Here is a 15,757-nt window from a genome sequence, read left to right on the forward strand (position 1 = left end):
GTCCGATTTCGGCAGGCCCGCCGCATATTACCGGAACAAGCCGGGACGGTTGTGAGTGGGACACGGCGTTTGCCTGAACGCCTCTTCGTTGCGACAGATGCCCCCATCTCCCGCTACGCCTCAGCGCCACCGCGTCCTGACTTCAATTCCTAACCGACCTGCACGCGCTCGCGCAGGTTACGGAGGGTTACAAGTCACCGTTACGTGCCCGCTTTCCCGGCATTCGCGGCTGCGGACGAGCAACAATCAGGCATGCAGACAAGAAAAAAGCCGGATCTGGGAAGATCCGGCTGAGTTATTGGAAGTGCCGTTAGGCAAAACCTCCAGAGGGGAACACTCGCGGGCGCTAATGGGAGGAGGAACGCGCCCGGGAGATGATTAGGATATGAGCGTTATCTGCCCAAAATGCAAGCAAGGTATTTTGCATTGCACCTATGCAGGTCGCGCATGGCTTGTTTGCCGGGCAACCTGCCACCCTGCCGGGCAGCGACTGGCGTCAATATGACCAGCTCCGCGCCTTGGCGATCAGGAAGTCGCGGAAGACGTGCAGCTTGACCTGGTTCTTCATCGCGTCCGGATAACAGAAATAGGTGTCGAACGACGGCACCTCCGTCTCGGGCATGAGCTGGACCAGTCCGGAATCCTTTTCGACCATGTAGTCGGGCAACATGGCGATGCCTGCACCACGTTGTACTGCGGCCTTAATCGACATGATGTTGTTGATCTGCAGCGAGGCCACGCGCTTCGATCCCTCCGGACGCCCGGCCGTCTCCAGCCAGTTCATGTCGGCGAGATGCGACGGCACCGGCTCGCCGAAGCTGACGATGCGGTGCTGGTCCAGCTCGTCTATGGAGCGCGGCTTGCCGTGCTTGTTAACGTAGGAAGGTGCTGCATAGAGGTGGAAGTGCACCGTAAACAGGCGACGCTGGATCAGATCCGGCTGCTGCGGCTGCCGCAGGCGGATGGCGCAATCGGCCTGGCGCAGAGTCAGGTCCAGTTCCTCGTTGGCGAGGATGAGCTGGAGCTGGATTTCCGGATAGAGGTCGAGGAACTCCTGCACGCGCTCGGTCAGCCAGCCGGAGCCGAGGCCGACAGTCGTCGTGACGCGCAGCGGCCCGGACGGCCGGTCCTTGGCCTCCGTGAGGCGCATCTTCACGCTTTCGAGCTTCATCAGCACTTCGTGCGCCGCCTGGTAGAGCATTTCGCCCTGCTCGGTCAGAACGAGGCCGCGTGCATGCCGATGGAACAATGCCACCCCGACATCCTGCTCAAGCGCACTCACCTGCCGCGAGATCGCCGATTGCGACAGGCGCAGGCTCTCGGCGGCATGGGTGAACGACCCAGCCTCCGCGGCTGCGTGGAAAACGCGCAGCTTGTCCCAGTCCAGAGCCATTTTCCGGTCCCCTCAACCAGATTGCGGGACGGCTATTCCGCCGCTTCCCGGTGCGCTTCCATTTCAGCGATGTAACGCTCGGCTTCAAGCGCGGCCATACAGCCGAGACCAGCCGCCGTGACCGCCTGGCGATAGATATCGTCGGTGACATCGCCAGCCGCAAAAACGCCCGGCACATCGGTCACGGTCGAATCCGGTGCCGTCCACAGATAGCCGTTCGGCTTCTGCTTGAGCTTGCCTGCGAACAGTTCCACGGCCGGCGCATGGCCGATCGCGACGAACACCATCCGTCGACATTTCAGTCACTTCGCCTGTTTTGGTGTTCTTGAGCCTGAGGCCGGTCACCGACGGCGGCAGCGGCGCCTTGCGCACATCGCCGACGATCTCGTCGACCTGATGATCCCAGAGAACCTTGATGTTGTCCTTCTTGAAAAGGCGATCCTGCAGGATGCGCTCGGCCCGGAATTCGTCACGGCGGTGAACCACCGTCACGCTCTTGGCGAGGTTTGCAAGGTAAAGCGCTTCCTCGACCGCGGTGTTGCCGCCACCGACCACCACCACATCCTTGCCACGGTAGAAGAAACCGTCGCAGGTGGCGCAAGCCGAAACGCCAAAGCCCATGAAAGTCTGCTCGCTAGGCAGGCCAAGCCATTTGGCCTGCGCGCCCGTAGCGACGATCAGCGCATCGCATGTGTATTCCGTGCCGGAATCCGTCGAGATGCGGAACGGCCGCACGTCCAGATCGACGTTGGTCACGAGGTCGGTGACGATCTCGGCGCCGACATGCTCGGCCTGTTTCAGCATCTGCTCCATCAGCCAAGGCCCCTGAATAGGGTCGGCGAAGCCGGGATAGTTCTCGACGTCGGTGGTGATGGTGAGCTGCCCGCCCTGCTGCATGCCGGAGATCAGCACCGGCTCCAGCATTGCGCGCGCGGCGTAGATCGCCGCCGTATAGCCGGCCGGACCCGAACCGATGATGAGGACAGGCGCGTGTTTCGCTGTCATGACGTTGCCTTCTGCCGCTGCTGCTGCGCGCCGGAGCGCGTCGCAAAATCGCTGTGGAATTGTTGCCGCTAATCTAGGTGTTGTGGCCCGGCCGTTGCAAGGCGACGAATTGTTCCGCCCGGCAAAGGCTGGGGAAAGTCGTTCTCCCGCCTCACCTACCGGCGCAAAGCGGCCAAAAAGCTTTGGATGCTGGGACATTATCCGCTAGTTTCGAGACCGAAACGCGACAGATCTCTCTCCTCGCCCACCCGGAACCACCAGATGCCCATTAAGGCCGACCTCGACGCCATCGACTGGAAGATCCTCAAGGAGCTTCAGGATGACGGCCGGATGACCAATGTCGAATTGTCGCGCCGCGTCGGCATATCCGCCCCGCCCTGCCTGCGGCGGGTCAAGCGCCTCGAGGATGCGGGGATCATCCGTGGATACCGGGCATTGCTCAACGCGCGTGAACTGGGGCTCGATGTCGTCGCCTTCTGCCTGATAGGGCTTCACCACCAGTCGGAAGCGGAATTGAAGGCTTTTGCCGCCCGCACGCTCAACTGGCCGATCGTGCGGCGCGCGTGGATGGTTTCGGGCGAGTCGGATTTCATGCTGCATTGCGTGGCGAGCGACCTCACCGCTTTCCAGACCTTCGTCATCGAGGAACTGACCTCAGCCCCCAACGTCGACACCGTGCGTACCGCACTGACTATCCGCCAGGTGAAGGACGAGGGGCTCGTGGGCATCGGCGAATAGGGTTTCGACAATGACCGCGACAACCAGACCGCTTTCCAGCGAAGAGCATGAAGGCGTCGATCGAGACGAGCACCTGCCATTCGGGCACTTCGCGCCCGATGGCCGGCAGAAGGCGCTGATAGCGATTGCCCGCGCCAGCTTTCTACACCGTGGCCTCTTCCGCGGTGCGGTCACCCGTGCCGTTATGGGGAGCGCAGGTGGACCTCTGGACGTTCGGTTCCGCGATTGCGCGTATCGCCTTCGCGGCCTGGACAACTCGATTCAATCGGGGCTTCTGCTTAATCCGAATTACAATGCGGCCGATCTGGATTTCCTGATCGAAGGCGTTCCTTCGGGCGGCACCTTTCTGGATATCGGGGCCAATATCGGCCTCTACACGCTTCCCCTTGCGAAGCGGGCAGGCCCAGCCGGAAAGGTGGTGGCTATCGACGCGAACCGGCTGATGGCACGGCGGCTCGCCTGGAACGCCACGGCGTCCGGCATCGACAACATCGCGATTTTCCCGTGCGCCGTGAGCGACCATGAAGGCACGGGGTCTCTCAGTCTGCGCAAGAACAACATTGCCAGCGCCGCGCTTGCCGACGACAGCGAAGGCGGCATCGTGATCCGCACCCTGCCTTCCATACTCGCGGAAGCTGGAACAACTCGGATTGACGGCCTCAAGATCGACGTCGAAGGGCACGAGGACCGTGTCCTGGCTCCGTTTCTCGAGACTTGTGACGGCGAACTTCTTCCCGCGCGGATCGTTATCGAACGTCCGAACGGAAGCGACGACTACCCGGCCTGCAGGGCTGCTTTCAAGAACCGCGGCTACCGACCGGTGGGGCGCTCGCGCTACAATTCATTCTACATGCTCGGCTGAGGCGTTCCGCCAAGCCGCCTGTAAATCTCGATCAACCGCTCCGCCTCGCCTTCGAGCCGGAACCGCGCAGCGACATGCCGGCGGCCGTTTTCCCCGTGAAGTTCCGCCCGCTCCGGATCGCGCAGGTAATCTTCTACCGCTGCCGTCATTGCCGCGAGGTCGTCCGGAGCGATCACCGTGCCGGTCTCGCCTTCCTCGACAAGCTCGGAAAACGCGCCGACATCCGCGGCCACGACCGGCACCCCGCTTGCCATCGCCTCGAGCGGCGTTAGCCCGAATCCTTCCCAGCGCTGCGGCGCGACGAACAACGACAGCGCCCGATACCAGCGTTCGATGTCGCGATGCTCGCCGACGAACAGAATGCGGTCCGACAGGCCGGCGGCGGCAACGCGTGCACGTAACTCGTCCTCGAAGGCCTTGTGCTGCGCCGTCGCACGTCCGGCGACCACGGCTGCCCATTCGGGATGTTTCGGCAGCAGCGCAACCATCGCATCGACGAACAGGTCTGTGCCTTTCTGCCGCCGCACGCGCCCGAAGCAGCCAATATAGTGAAACGCGGGGTCGAGCCCGAGCGCGCGAACGGCCTCGGCCTTTTCCTCGGCCGGGTGGAACCGGCCGGTATCGATGCCGTGCATGATGACGCTATGTGGCACTTCGAGATAGCCAGCCGTCTTGCGGCTGGTGGCGACAACCTCGTCCATCCGGCGAATGAGGAAACGCGTCCAGCCGGTATGCGCGCGCTGTGAGGCGGACGTGAAGACAAGCTTCAGCGGCGCGCGGAACACGTCCCTGAGGATGAGGCCGCCGAGCATCTCGACATTGCGGCGCGCATGCCAGACCCGGAAGCGTGCACCCGCCGGGCGCTTGATCAGCGCCGGCACCTGCCACCATCGCATCTTCGGCAAATGGTCGGGCAAGCCCGGGCCCAGCGTCACAATGCCGATCGACGCGGCCTGCAGCGGCACGAGCTGGATGATGGTGCTCGTGACGCCTGAAAGTCGACGCTTGAAGTTCGGCGCTATCGCAAGGACGCTCGACATGGCGACGCGAGCCGGTGGTCCGGCGTGCGCTGCCCCGCTCACGCCCAGCGCAGCTCGACGATCTCGTAGCCGCGCGCGCCGCCCGGCGCATTGACCTCGACCTCGTCGCCGACGCCCTTGCCGATCAGCGCCCGCGCGATCGGCGAGGAAATGGAGATGCGGCCGGCCTTCACGTCGGCTTCCTGGTCGCCGACGATCTGGTAGGTCTTTTCTTCCTCGGTATCCTCGTCGACCAGCACAACGGTCGCGCCGAACTTGACCTTGTCGCCAGACAGCTTCGACACGTCGATAACGTCGGCGCGCGCGATCAGATCCTCGAGTTCGTTGACGCGGCCTTCGTTGAGACTCTGCGATTCCTTGGCAGCGTGATATTCCGCGTTCTCCGAAAGGTCACCATGAGAACGCGCTTCCGAGATCGCCTCGATGATCCGCGGACGCTCTTCCTGCTGGCGCCAGCGCAGCTCCTCCTTCAGCGTCTCGAACCCACCGACCGTCATCGGGACCTTGTTCATGTCAGTCGACCCTTTCCTTTGTCTTTTTCCGGTCCGCGCATCCATGGCGCGAGACACAAAAAGAAAACGGTCCGGCAGCCGCGGCCAACGAACCGTTTATTGCTTGTTCGACCAAATATAACGGTTCTGCCGCGTTTTTCACGAAGAATTTTGACTGGTCCAGACCAGCGTCACTTCGCCGCCCGCCCCTCACCCCTTGAATATCAGGGCTGCGCCGCCCGCGATCAGGGCGAAGCCGGCAAGGTGGTTCCAGGTGATCGCCTCCTTGAGGTAAAGCACCGAAAACACCGCGAAGACCACCAGAGTGATGACTTCCTGCATGGTCTTGAGCTCGGCCGCCGAATAGACCGAATGACCGATCCGGTTCGCAGGCACCGCAAGCCAGTACTCCACGAACGCGATCATCCAGCTCGCAAAAACCGCCATATAGAGCGGCGCGGTCTTGAATTTGAGATGGCCGTACCACGCCAGCGTCATGAAGACGTTGGACGCGACAAGCAGCAGCACCGGCAACACCTTGGGCGACAGCAGGAACGACATGCGGGACCGTTTTGCGCGAGAGGAAAGCGAAGATCAGCCATTGCACAACTCCGACATGAAAATCACCAGAAATCCGCTATGATGAACCGTTCTTCAGGGAGCGAGACGTTGCAGAAACGGATCCAGAAGGAATGGGAGCTGACCATCGGCCCCGATACGGTGCGGCTCTTCGTGCTGAAGGCGAAGGCGATCAGCGCCGCTCTTAACCACGACTACGAGGCAGGGAGTGAACACGAGATCGAGCTGGACGACAGCTCGCACGATCGCACCATCATGACGGGCTGGCCGAGGAGGAGGCGGAAGACCTGACCGAGCGCGAGCTGCGCGCCCTCATGAACGACTTGAATGTCGACGAGGCCGCCGAACTGATCGCGATCGCCTGGATCGGTCGCGGCGATTTCGACGCCTCCGAATGGGAGGCCGCCGTCGCGGAGGCCCGCCAGCGCGGTGCCGGGCGGCGCGCTTCGAAATATCTGCTCGGCATGCCGATGCTGGGCGACTGGCTTGAAGAAGGCCTCGAGGCGATCGGGGCCTGATGTCTGCAACGCTCCGTTACGGTAATTGAAGGGCGCGACTGTTGCCGCCGCCTGCCCTGACGCCCACGTCAACATGATGCGCCTCCTTCGAAAATCCCGACCGATGCTGTTGTTGCTGGCGAGCCTAACCTTGCCGGGGTGGTCATACGCAGCCGAGGTTGGCGAACTGCCTGCGACGATGGCCGCGCCGGACCCGAAGCCGCAGACCAACGAGACCCAGCCGGCGGAACCGGCAACGACAACTCCACCGGCCATGCCGGCCGAAGAAGCCCAATGTCGCGAACGGCTTGAGACATTGGGCGTTGTCTTCGAGGAGCACGAGCCGCTCGCGGATGACCTGGGCTGCTCGGCAACGCATCCAGTCACGGTCTCGCGGCTCTCAAAGGATGTCGAACTGACACCGCCTGCGGTGCTGACATGCGCGATGGCGGAAGCATCCGCGAGGTTCGTTCAGGACCATGCCGGCCCGCTGACGCGAGGCGCATTCGGATCGGATCTCGCCGCCATCGAACAGGTATCGGCCTATGTGTGCCGGCCACGCAACGGCTCCAAAAAGCTATCCGAACACGCTTTCGCCAACGCGCTCGATTGGGGTGCGCTGGTGCTTGAAGATGGAACGCGCATAGAGGTCCAGGCGCATGGATCGGCGGCCCCGCGCCGTTCCAGGCTGGTCAAGGCCATCCAGAAGGCAGCGTGCGGTCCTTTCAAGACCGTGCTCGGCCCCGGTAGTGACGCGGACCACGCCAACCACTTCCATTTCGATCTCGCCCGAAGGCGAAACGGTGGAACGTGGTGCGAATAGCTGCCCCATTGCCGCCACAGCGGTGAATCCGCCCGCACAGGTTTCCTTTACCCTTCCCGCCTAGACTACAAGCGTACGGGACAGGGAAGACGGGATGCCCAAAGTATTGCGTAGCGGGGCAGCGAAACTCTTTGGATCGATCCGCAGACGCGCGCGCACCCTGGTTCGGGCGGCGGCGATCGGTGCGGGTGCGCTCGCTTTCACCTCATGCTCGGTCAGCAGCGTGCTGACGCCGACCGTCGATGTCGGCGCGCAGACCTCCTCCATCTCGCAGCCGCGGGGACTTGCAAGGCTCGCGCCACTGAGCGCGATGACGGCTGCCTACCCTCGCCTGTCGACGCCTCGCGCCTCGCCCGGCGCGGCAATGCCCGCGAGCGAAGTTGAGTGCCGCCGCCAGTTGCGCAGGATGGGCGCCACCTATCAGGATCTGGCGCCGATCAACCAGGGAGGGTCCTGCCGCATCGACCACCCGGTGCAGGTGAGCCGCCTGTCCGGCAATATCCAGATGAAGCCGGCCGCAACCCTGAGCTGCGACATGGCGCTGGCCTTTGCGAGCTGGACCAAGAAAGAACTCGCGCCCGCTGCGCGCTGGCGCTATCTGAGCGGTGTGAAGACCATCCATCAGGGCTCCAGCTATTCCTGCCGCAACATCGCCGGTTCGGGTGGCGTCGCCTCGGAACACTCCAAGGGCAACGCGCTCGACGTTATGCGCATCGAGCTCAAGAATGGCAGCGACATCGACGTGCGCAAGCCCGGCTGGTTCAGTTTCCGCCAGCGCAGCCTGCTCAACAATGTCCGCACAGGCGGCTGCGACTATTTCAGCACCGTTCTCGGACCGGGCTACAACGCAGCTCACGCTGACCACTTCCACTTCGACATCAAGAACCGCCGCAACGGTTACGTCGCCTGCAAATAGGCCTGTCGGGCGCAGGCGCAGCAAGTTTCCTGTCGCGCGAAGGCATTGTCGGTGCTAAGCGGAAATCATGCTTACAGTCGAAATCGCCATCGTCGTTGTTCTCATCTGCGTCAACGGCCTGCTGGCCATGTCGGAACTGGCGGTCGTCTCGGCGCGGCCGGCGCGTCTCGCTGCGATGGCCGAGCGTGGTAACACGGGAGCCGCAAAGGCCGCGAAACTTGCCGCCGATCCGGGCAGGTTCCTTTCCACGGTTCAGATCGGCATCACGCTGGTGGGCGTGCTGTCGGGCGCCTTCTCGGGCGCAACGCTTGGCCTGAGGATGTCTTCCTGGCTTAACGAACTCGGGCTGTCCCCAAGCCTGGCCGGCACGCTCGGCGTGGGCACGGTCGTTGCCCTCATCACCTATGGATCGCTGATCATCGGCGAACTCGTGCCCAAGCAGATTGCCCTGCGCAACCCGGAGGGCGTGGCCTCGCGTGTCGCGCCTGCCATGCACATCCTGTCGGTGCTCGGCGCTCCGCTGGTCTGGCTGCTGGACATCTCGGGCAAGACGGTGCTGAGCCTGCTTGGCCAGTCGGACGAAGGCGCCTCCAAGGTGACCGACGAGGAGATCGTAAGCCTCATCGCGGAAGCTGAGAGCCACGGCGTCGTGGAAAGCGACGAACGCAAGATGATCGCGGGCGTGATGCGGCTCGCCGACCGCAGCGTCCGCGCGATCATGACGCCGCGAACGGAGATCGACTGGCTGGATGCCAAGGACAGCAAGGCCAACCTGCGCACCAAGCTGCTGGAAGCGCGGCATGCGCTGCTGCCGGTGGCCGATGGCAGTGTCGACCAGATGATCGGTGTGGTGCGCACGAGGGAGGCGCTGGCCGCACTTGTCGGAAAGCGAACGTTCGACCTGCGTACGCTCATCCATCCTGCGCCGATCGTTCACGACAACGCCGACGCGCTCGATGTGCTGACGACTTTGAAAGAAGCCGATATGCCAATGGCGCTCGTTCATGACGAGTATGGCGATTTCGAAGGCGTGGTCACGCCCGCCGACATCCTCGAGACGATCACCGGGGTCTTCAAGTCGGATCTTGATGATGAGGAAGAAGCTGTCGCCGTGCAGCGCGACGACGGCTCATGGCTGCTTGCCGGCTATATGCCGATTGACGAGATGGCCGACTTGCTAAGCATAACGCTTCCAGCAAAGCGTGACTACCAGACGCTTGCCGGCTTCGTGCTGTCGCACATGCATCACCTGCCGGCAACCGGCGAGTCCGTGCACGCGCTCGGCTGGCGTTTCGAGGTCGTGGACCTCGACGGCCGCCGCATCGACAAAGTGCTGGCGATCCGCTCGATCAAGACCCACCGCGAACATATGCCATGAGGTCTCGGAACGGCGCGAACCGGGTTCGCGCCGTTCCGGAGAGATAATCGTCAGGCAGCCTTGGCGGCGGCCTTGTCGGCATCGCGGGCGGTCTTGAGCGCCCTCGTCCACCAACCGAACTGCTTCAGCATACCGTCGGCCGCGTCGTTCAGGTGCGCGAAATCGGAGAGTTTCTTGTCGCCGGAGGCGATCTGCGCGTAGTCGGCCCAGACGATGTGAACGCCATTGCGGATCGGGTTCATCTGAAGCTCGACCGCATGCAGCCGAAGCTGCTCGATCGCGCGGGCACCGCCGACGCCGCCATAGCCCACAAAGGCCACCGGCTTGTTGTTCCACTCGTTATAGGCGTAGTCGAGCGCGTTCTTCAGCACGGCCGTCGGACCGCGATTATATTCGGCAGCGGTGACGATGTAGCCGTCGAGGCTGGCGATCTTGTCCTGCCACGCCTTGGCGCCATCTGCGTTCGAGGGGGCGTATGCGGGCGACGCCTGCTCGTCGAAGAACGGAAGCGGATAGTCGCGCAGGTCGACGATCTCGACCTCGAACTCGCCGGTGGCCTTTGCGCGCTCGGCGATCCATTCGGCCGGCTTGTCGCCGAAGCGGCCCGGACGCGTGGAACCGATGATTACCCCAATCCTTGGCTTTGCCATTTTTGTGTCCTTTCACGGAAAACATGGTATCCTTTGGATACTGGGGCTATATAGGAGACTGGTTTTGCAGTGCACAAGGAGGCACTTTGTTGACACTCAGTCACCGTGACCATACCGCCTGTCAGGCCGTCAGTGACGTGCTGTCCCGTGTCGGCGACAAGTGGACGGTGCTCGTGGTGGAACTGCTCAGCGACGGCCCCATGCGCTTCAACGAGCTCCGCCGGCTGATCGGCAACATCTCGCAGAAGATGCTGACGTCGACCCTGCGCGGCCTCGAACGCGACGGGCTGGTGACGCGAACCGTCTATCCGACGATCCCGCCGCGCGTCGATTACGAGCTGACCGATCTTGGCCGCGACTTGCGCGTGCCGGTCAAGGGGCTGGCGCTGTGGGCGCGCGCAAACATCGGCAAGATCAATAGCGCGCGCACCCGTTTCGATGCGGATCAGGTCTAGGATCGAAACGTTGCGCTATTTACGCGAACGCGGCGCATCCTCGGTCTGGTAGACCGATATCTGGTGACCGTCGGGGTCGGCGAACTCGCTCGACCAGCCGCCCGGCGCGTGGCTTACCGGCGTGACGATGGTCGCGCCCTTTTGCGCGAGCCCCTCGACGACATCGTCAATGCCGCCCTCAGCCAAATCGAAGACGACAATCGGCGAATTGCCCGGCCGGGACTCCATCCTGAAGAAGAGCAGGTCGATATTGTTGGCGATGCTGGCGATCAGCCACGCATTGCCGTCGCCGTCGTCATCCATGCGCTGCACGTCGAGACCCACCACATCGCGGTAGAACGCCTCCGTGCGGTCGATATCACTGACGTAATAGCAGATATTGCCGATGCGGGATTTGGAAAGCATGGATTTGCTCCTTGATCTGTCATGCGCCCGTCAGTTGCCGCCGGTGGTGGTTTTGTGAGGTCTCCGGGCGAGAAATTCTGAAGGCGATCGGATGACCCTCGGGATCGTGACTGGCGAAATCGACATAGCCGGTGCGCAAGACGGGCAACAGGCCGCGGCGTATGGAGCCGAACGCAAGCGCACCGTGCAGCGCCGGCAGGCCGGGCGGCACTTCCCGGCCGACCCGGGACAACGCGCGCCGAAGTGCTGCGATGCGCTGGCGCAGCGCCTCGTCGGAGATGCGCAGGAGAGAGCGTATCTCGGCCTTGTTGTGTCCCGATAGCGCGAGCACCGCGACGATCCGCAGAGATGGCGCCAGTCCGTCGAGTTGAGGGAGCGCTGCACAGGGCGGCGGCTCGTCCGCCACCGGCGCTGCCAAAACTGCCTGACTTTCGCGATTGCTCCTGCGCACTGCGCTGCGCGCGCTCATCCGCGCAAGATTGCGCATCACACCGCCAAGCCATGCGCGGTTTTCGATAGAAGGCGCGCGCCCGGACGATAGCGCCACCGCCAGCGTATCCTGCAGAAGATCGTCCGCCTCGACACCCCTGCAAGCATGCCGCCGCGCCAACGCCAGCAGGTCGAGATAGGCGGCGCGCGTGAGCGGGGCAGACATTGTCGGTGTCGCTACTTTTCGTCGGGAATCGGCGTCGGCTTACCCTGGCTGTCGAGCGCCACCATCACGAAATCGGCGTGGGTCACACGCTCCATCAGGTCGCTGAGGTAGCGTTGCGCCCAGGCCTCGACGCGCAGCGTCATGGAGGTGCGGCCGACCCTGGTGATGTCGATATAGATGCAGAGCGTATCGCCCACCTTCATCGGCTTGGCGAACGACATCTCCTTGACCGCAGCCGTCACGACGCGGCCTTTGGCGCGTTCAGCCGCCCGGATGCCACAGGCAAGATCCATCTGAGCCATCACCCAGCCGCCGAAGATGTCGCCGGCAGCATTAGCGTCGGCAGGCATGGCCAGCGTCCGCAAGGTCAATTCGCCCACAGGATTGACGTCGTTGCGGTTCATTGCGGCTCCTCTCCTGCAGGCACTGTTCTTTCTCGCCTAGCGTTACGTCGCGCCGCGGTCAATGCGCGGCGATGGCGTAATTGCGGCGCGCGGCGTCGCCTTTTTCTCGCGTCCGCACGGGGAGCTGTCCTAGGCTGCGGCCCGCAGCGAACCCGGAGTAGACTGTGACACGCATAAAGGCCGCCATCTGCCATCGTTTCGGAGAGCCGCTTTCGATCGAGGAGATCGACATCGCCGATCCCGGTCCCGGCGAGGTTATGGTCGACGTGAAAGCCTGCGCCATCTGCCATTCCGACATCTTCTACGCCGAAGGCGCATGGGGCGGCGGCCTGCCCGCAGTCTACGGACACGAGGCCGCCGGCATCGTGTCGGCGATCGGCGATGAGGTCGACGGCGTCGCGCTCGGCGACCGTGTCGTCGTCACGCTGATACGCTCATGCGGCGGCTGCCATTATTGCGGACAGGGCAGCCTGGTGATGTGCGAGGAGGTGTTTCCGCTCGACGCAAAAAGCCCGCTGACCGGAACGGACGGGACACCATACGTGCAATCCATGCGCACCGGAGCCTTTGCCGAGAAGGTGGTCGTGCATAAAAGCCAGCTTGCCAAGCTCCCCGACGATATGGCGTTCGAACCGGCTTCCCTGCTCGCCTGTGGCGTCATCACTGGCTTCGGCGCGGTGGTCAACACTGCGAAAGTGCGGCCGGGACAGGCGGTCGCCGTGGTCGGCTGCGGCGGCGTCGGCCTCAACAGCGTTCAGGGTGCGGCGCTGGCCGGCGCATCCATGGTGATCGCGCTCGATCTTTCCGAAGACAAGCTGACGGCGGCACGCGCTTTCGGAGCGACGCACGCGTTTAACCCCGTCACGACCGATGCGGCCGCAGAGATCATGGCGCTCACTGGCGGCAGGGGCGTCGATTATGTGTTCGTCACCGTGGGCGCGAAAGCCGCCTTCGACGGCGCTTTCTCATATCTCACCAAAAACGGCGCGGTGGTCATCGTCGGCATGCCGCCATCCGGCGTGATGGCCTCCTACGACCCCGGCACCATGGCCGCATGGAACCAGCGCATATTCGGGTCCAAGATGGGCGAGACGGACGTCTCGCGCGACATCCCGATGCTGGTCGATCACTACCGCGCCGGCAGGCTGAAACTCGACGAATTGGTCAGCGCCCGTTACCCTCTGGCCCAAATCAACGAAGCAATCGCGGCGGTCAACGCCGGCAAGGCGTTGCGAAACGTGATCGTATTCTAGGCTGGAGTCCTTCATGAAAATCACCGACGTCAAAACCTGGGTCGTGGGGAACCCGCCCCCGGGCATCGGTGGCAAATATTTCATCTTCGTTCGGCTGACGACCGATGGCGGCGTGACCGGCTATGGCGAGGCCTATAACGCCACCTTCGGCCCGCGCGTGACCGCCGCGATGATCGAGGATTGCGCGGAGCGCTACCTCGTCGGCCGCGACCCGCACGACATCGAGACCTTCTTCCGCCGGGCCTATTCGTCCGGCTTCACGCAGCGCCCCGACGTTTCGATGATGGGCTGCGTCTCCGCGCTCGAAATGGCGTGCTGGGACATCATCGGCAAGGAAGCGGGCAAGCCGGTCTATGCGCTACTCGGCGGCCGCGTGCACGAGACGCTGCGCTCCTACACCTATCTTTATCCGCACGAAGGCAGCGTGCACTCAGAGGATGCACGGGGCAGGAACGTCTACAACGACCCCGACCTCGCCGCAAAATGCGCTGCCGAATATGTGCGTCAGGGCTTCAACGCCGTGAAGCTGGACCCCGCCGGGCCCTATACCGCCTTCGACGGGCACCAGCCGCGCCTCGTCGACATCGACACCTCGACCCGAATGGTCGCAGCGATCCGCGAGGCCGTCGGCATGAACGCCGACATTCTGTTCGGCACGCACGGCCAGTTCACCGCTTCCGGCGCGCTGCGCATGGCGCGCGCGATCGAACCCTACGATCCGCTATGGTTCGAGGAGCCGGTACCGCCGGACATGCCCGAGGTGATGGCGCAGGTGGCGCGCGGAACCTCGATTCCGGTGGCGACCGGCGAGCGGCTGACGACAAAGTGGGAGTTTGCCCGGGTCATCGAGAACCGCGCCGCATCGATCATCCAGCCCGATCTCGGCCGCTCGGGCGGCATCCTCGAGACCAAGAAGATCGCCGCGATGGCGGAAGCGTTCCACATCCAGGTGGCGCCGCACTGCTATTGCGGACCGCTGGTCGGCGCGGCCAACATCCAGCTCGCGGTGACGCTGCCGAACTTCCTGATCCTGGAATCGCTGAAGCAGTGGGACGGCTTCCACGCGAAACTGCTGAAAAAGAAGATCGAATGGCAGGACGGCCACGTCATCCCGTCCACGGAACCCGGCATCGGCGTCGAGCTCGACGAAGCCGTCTGCGAGGCGCATCCCTACGACGGCGAGCACCTGCACCTTCAGATGGCGCAGGAACCGCTGTTTCCGTAGCGCATAGATTTCAATCCCTTAACGCCGAAACGCGATTCAATTCCGCAAGTCGTTGAATCAGTTTCTCAACGCACTGCTGCGCCGGCATGCAAGCGGTCGACGAGATCGCGAACCGTCTCGCGCAGGCTTCTGGCGCCGCCCGGCTTCCAGCCGAGGCTTGTGATCTTCTCCGTCGTCATGACATTGAATCGCGAGGTATCGGACGCGGGCGGAAGCGGGTTGGAACATCCCGTCGCCTGCTGCACCATCACCAGCAGATCGCACCGGTCGACCATCAGATCGGAAACGTTGAAGACCTGCCCGGATACGGCATCGAAGGACGCATCGAGGACCACCGCCACCGCAGCGCCGACATCCTCGCCATGGACTTCGCTGCCTGCCCGCGGCTCGACAGGCCTGCCGGCGAGCCAGTCCCGCAGCAGCGGGGTCCATTTGTCCTCCGGACTGTCGCGTCCGGCCAGCCCATAGACGCCGGTCACGCGCAGCGAAGACGGCGCGAACCCCTCGCCCGCCATCGCATGCAGCCGCCGCTCGACGGCAAGCTTGACCTCGCCGTAGAGCGTGTCGGGATGCGGGCGCATCGCCTCATTGAGCTGCGTGCCGGGCGGCTGGGTGCCGTAGACCGCGCGTGAGGACAGGAACACGGCGCGCCGCACACCCGCGGCACGTGCCTGCTCGAAAAGCGCCATCGAGCCGTCGACGTTGCGCAGGCGGAAGCCCGCCGGGTCGTCGCCCTCGCCGCCACGGTAACGGCCCGGGAGATGATCGAAGGCGGCGTGCACGAAGCTGTCGACGCCGGCAAAAGCCGCCGATTGGTCGCGGTCTGGATCGAGCGAACCTTCCACGAATTTCACCGGCGCCACAAAGGTGCCCGGCGGCGGCGCGCGCCGCCCCATCACGACCACGTCGTAGCCGCGCTCCAGCAACATATTGACAATAAAACGCCCCACATAGCCCGCACCGCCGGAAACCAGCGTTGTCGGCATCG

At 63.6% G+C, this 15,757-nt stretch carries 17 protein-coding genes and 2 pseudogenes; 9 read left to right on the forward strand and 10 right to left on the reverse strand.

The features are described from left to right. Positions 1-496: 496 nt before the first annotated feature. Both HK436_RS20110 and trxB read right to left on the reverse strand, forming a co-directional pair. A complete protein-coding gene (locus HK436_RS20110; RefSeq protein WP_173192607.1) occupies positions 497-1,393 on the reverse strand; it encodes a LysR family transcriptional regulator in 897 nt (298 codons plus the stop codon). 32 nt (positions 1,394-1,425) lie between these two features. Then, a pseudogene (gene trxB / locus HK436_RS20115) lies at positions 1,426-2,398 on the reverse strand (thioredoxin-disulfide reductase). A gap of 261 nt (positions 2,399-2,659) precedes the next feature. On the opposite strand from trxB, the gene HK436_RS20120 reads away from it, so the two are divergent. Beyond that, positions 2,660-3,136: an Lrp/AsnC family transcriptional regulator gene (locus HK436_RS20120; protein WP_173192609.1), complete on the forward strand. Its 477-nt coding sequence runs from the start codon at positions 2,660-2,662 to the stop codon at positions 3,134-3,136. A gap of 10 nt (positions 3,137-3,146) precedes the next feature. Continuing rightward, positions 3,147-3,998 carry an FkbM family methyltransferase gene (locus tag HK436_RS20125; RefSeq protein ID WP_173192611.1) on the forward strand — a complete coding sequence of 284 codons (852 nt, stop codon included), beginning with the start codon at positions 3,147-3,149 and terminating at the stop codon, positions 3,996-3,998. On the opposite strand, the gene HK436_RS20130 is transcribed toward HK436_RS20125, so the two are convergent. From HK436_RS20130 to HK436_RS20140, 3 genes are all read right to left on the reverse strand, one after another. Continuing rightward, on the reverse strand, positions 3,983-5,038 hold the full coding sequence (locus HK436_RS20130) for a glycosyltransferase family 4 protein (protein WP_173192613.1): 1,056 nt from the start codon (positions 5,036-5,038) through the stop codon (positions 3,983-3,985). The genes HK436_RS20125 and HK436_RS20130 overlap by 16 nt on opposite strands. Positions 5,039-5,076: 38 nt before the next feature. Continuing rightward, entirely contained in the window at positions 5,077-5,550 is a 474-nt protein-coding gene (gene greA, locus HK436_RS20135; RefSeq protein WP_173192615.1) for a transcription elongation factor GreA, read from the reverse strand. Positions 5,551-5,739: 189 nt separating this feature from the next. Continuing rightward, the gene (locus HK436_RS20140; RefSeq protein ID WP_173192617.1) at positions 5,740-6,090 is read right to left on the reverse strand and encodes a DMT family protein; all 351 of its coding nucleotides are present in this window, start codon (positions 6,088-6,090) and stop codon (positions 5,740-5,742) included. An 81-nt stretch (positions 6,091-6,171) separates the two neighbouring features. Between HK436_RS20140 and HK436_RS20145 the strand changes: the two are divergent. From HK436_RS20145 to HK436_RS20160, 4 genes and pseudogenes are all read left to right on the forward strand, one after another. Further along, positions 6,172-6,626 (forward strand): annotated as a pseudogene (locus HK436_RS20145) (DUF3775 domain-containing protein). Between the two features lie 130 nt (positions 6,627-6,756). Continuing rightward, positions 6,757-7,428, forward strand: a complete 672-nt coding sequence (locus HK436_RS20150) for an extensin-like domain-containing protein (protein WP_173192619.1) — start codon at positions 6,757-6,759, stop codon at positions 7,426-7,428. A gap of 94 nt (positions 7,429-7,522) precedes the next feature. Then, a complete protein-coding gene (locus HK436_RS20155; protein ID WP_173192621.1) occupies positions 7,523-8,344 on the forward strand; it encodes an extensin-like domain-containing protein in 822 nt (273 codons plus the stop codon). A 67-nt stretch (positions 8,345-8,411) separates the two neighbouring features. After that, positions 8,412-9,722 (forward strand): hemolysin family protein, encoded by a 1,311-nt coding sequence (locus tag HK436_RS20160; protein WP_173192623.1) that lies wholly within the window; start codon positions 8,412-8,414, stop codon positions 9,720-9,722. 50 nt (positions 9,723-9,772) lie between these two features. Here HK436_RS20160 and HK436_RS20165 read toward each other — a convergent pair whose 3' ends face one another. Beyond that, the gene (locus HK436_RS20165) at positions 9,773-10,372 is read right to left on the reverse strand and encodes an NADPH-dependent FMN reductase (RefSeq protein ID WP_173192625.1); all 600 of its coding nucleotides are present in this window, start codon (positions 10,370-10,372) and stop codon (positions 9,773-9,775) included. A gap of 89 nt (positions 10,373-10,461) precedes the next feature. Between HK436_RS20165 and HK436_RS20170 the strand changes: the two genes are divergently transcribed. Further along, positions 10,462-10,827 (forward strand): winged helix-turn-helix transcriptional regulator, encoded by a 366-nt coding sequence (locus HK436_RS20170; RefSeq protein ID WP_244649066.1) that lies wholly within the window; start codon positions 10,462-10,464, stop codon positions 10,825-10,827. Between the two features lie 15 nt (positions 10,828-10,842). On the opposite strand, the gene HK436_RS20175 is transcribed toward HK436_RS20170, so the two are convergent. The 3 genes from HK436_RS20175 to HK436_RS20185 are packed head-to-tail and all read right to left on the reverse strand — an operon-like array spanning position 10,843 to position 12,291. After that, positions 10,843-11,232 carry a VOC family protein gene (locus HK436_RS20175; protein ID WP_173192629.1) on the reverse strand — a complete coding sequence of 130 codons (390 nt, stop codon included), beginning with the start codon at positions 11,230-11,232 and terminating at the stop codon, positions 10,843-10,845. 19 nt (positions 11,233-11,251) lie between these two features. After that, on the reverse strand, positions 11,252-11,887 hold the full coding sequence (locus HK436_RS20180) for an RNA polymerase sigma factor (protein WP_244649068.1): 636 nt from the start codon (positions 11,885-11,887) through the stop codon (positions 11,252-11,254). An 11-nt stretch (positions 11,888-11,898) separates the two neighbouring features. Continuing rightward, a complete protein-coding gene (locus HK436_RS20185) occupies positions 11,899-12,291 on the reverse strand; it encodes an acyl-CoA thioesterase (protein WP_173192631.1) in 393 nt (130 codons plus the stop codon). Positions 12,292-12,455: 164 nt separating this feature from the next. Between HK436_RS20185 and HK436_RS20190 the strand changes: the two genes are divergently transcribed. Together HK436_RS20190 and HK436_RS20195 are read left to right on the forward strand one after the other, a co-directional pair. After that, positions 12,456-13,544, forward strand: coding sequence for a Zn-dependent alcohol dehydrogenase (locus HK436_RS20190; protein ID WP_312860646.1), 1,089 nt, complete (start codon positions 12,456-12,458; stop codon positions 13,542-13,544). A 13-nt stretch (positions 13,545-13,557) separates the two neighbouring features. Further along, positions 13,558-14,769 (forward strand): mandelate racemase/muconate lactonizing enzyme family protein, encoded by a 1,212-nt coding sequence (locus HK436_RS20195; protein WP_173192633.1) that lies wholly within the window; start codon positions 13,558-13,560, stop codon positions 14,767-14,769. 65 nt (positions 14,770-14,834) lie between these two features. Here the strand turns inward: HK436_RS20195 and HK436_RS20200 are convergent, their stop codons facing one another. After that, on the reverse strand, positions 14,835-15,755 hold the full coding sequence (locus tag HK436_RS20200; RefSeq protein WP_173192635.1) for an NAD-dependent epimerase/dehydratase family protein: 921 nt from the start codon (positions 15,753-15,755) through the stop codon (positions 14,835-14,837). Between the last annotated feature and the right edge of the window lie 2 nt (positions 15,756-15,757).

It is taken from the genome of Neoaquamicrobium sediminum, from assembly GCF_013240295.1.
GTDB classification, from domain to species: Bacteria; Pseudomonadota; Alphaproteobacteria; order Rhizobiales; family Rhizobiaceae; genus Aerobium; species Aerobium sediminum.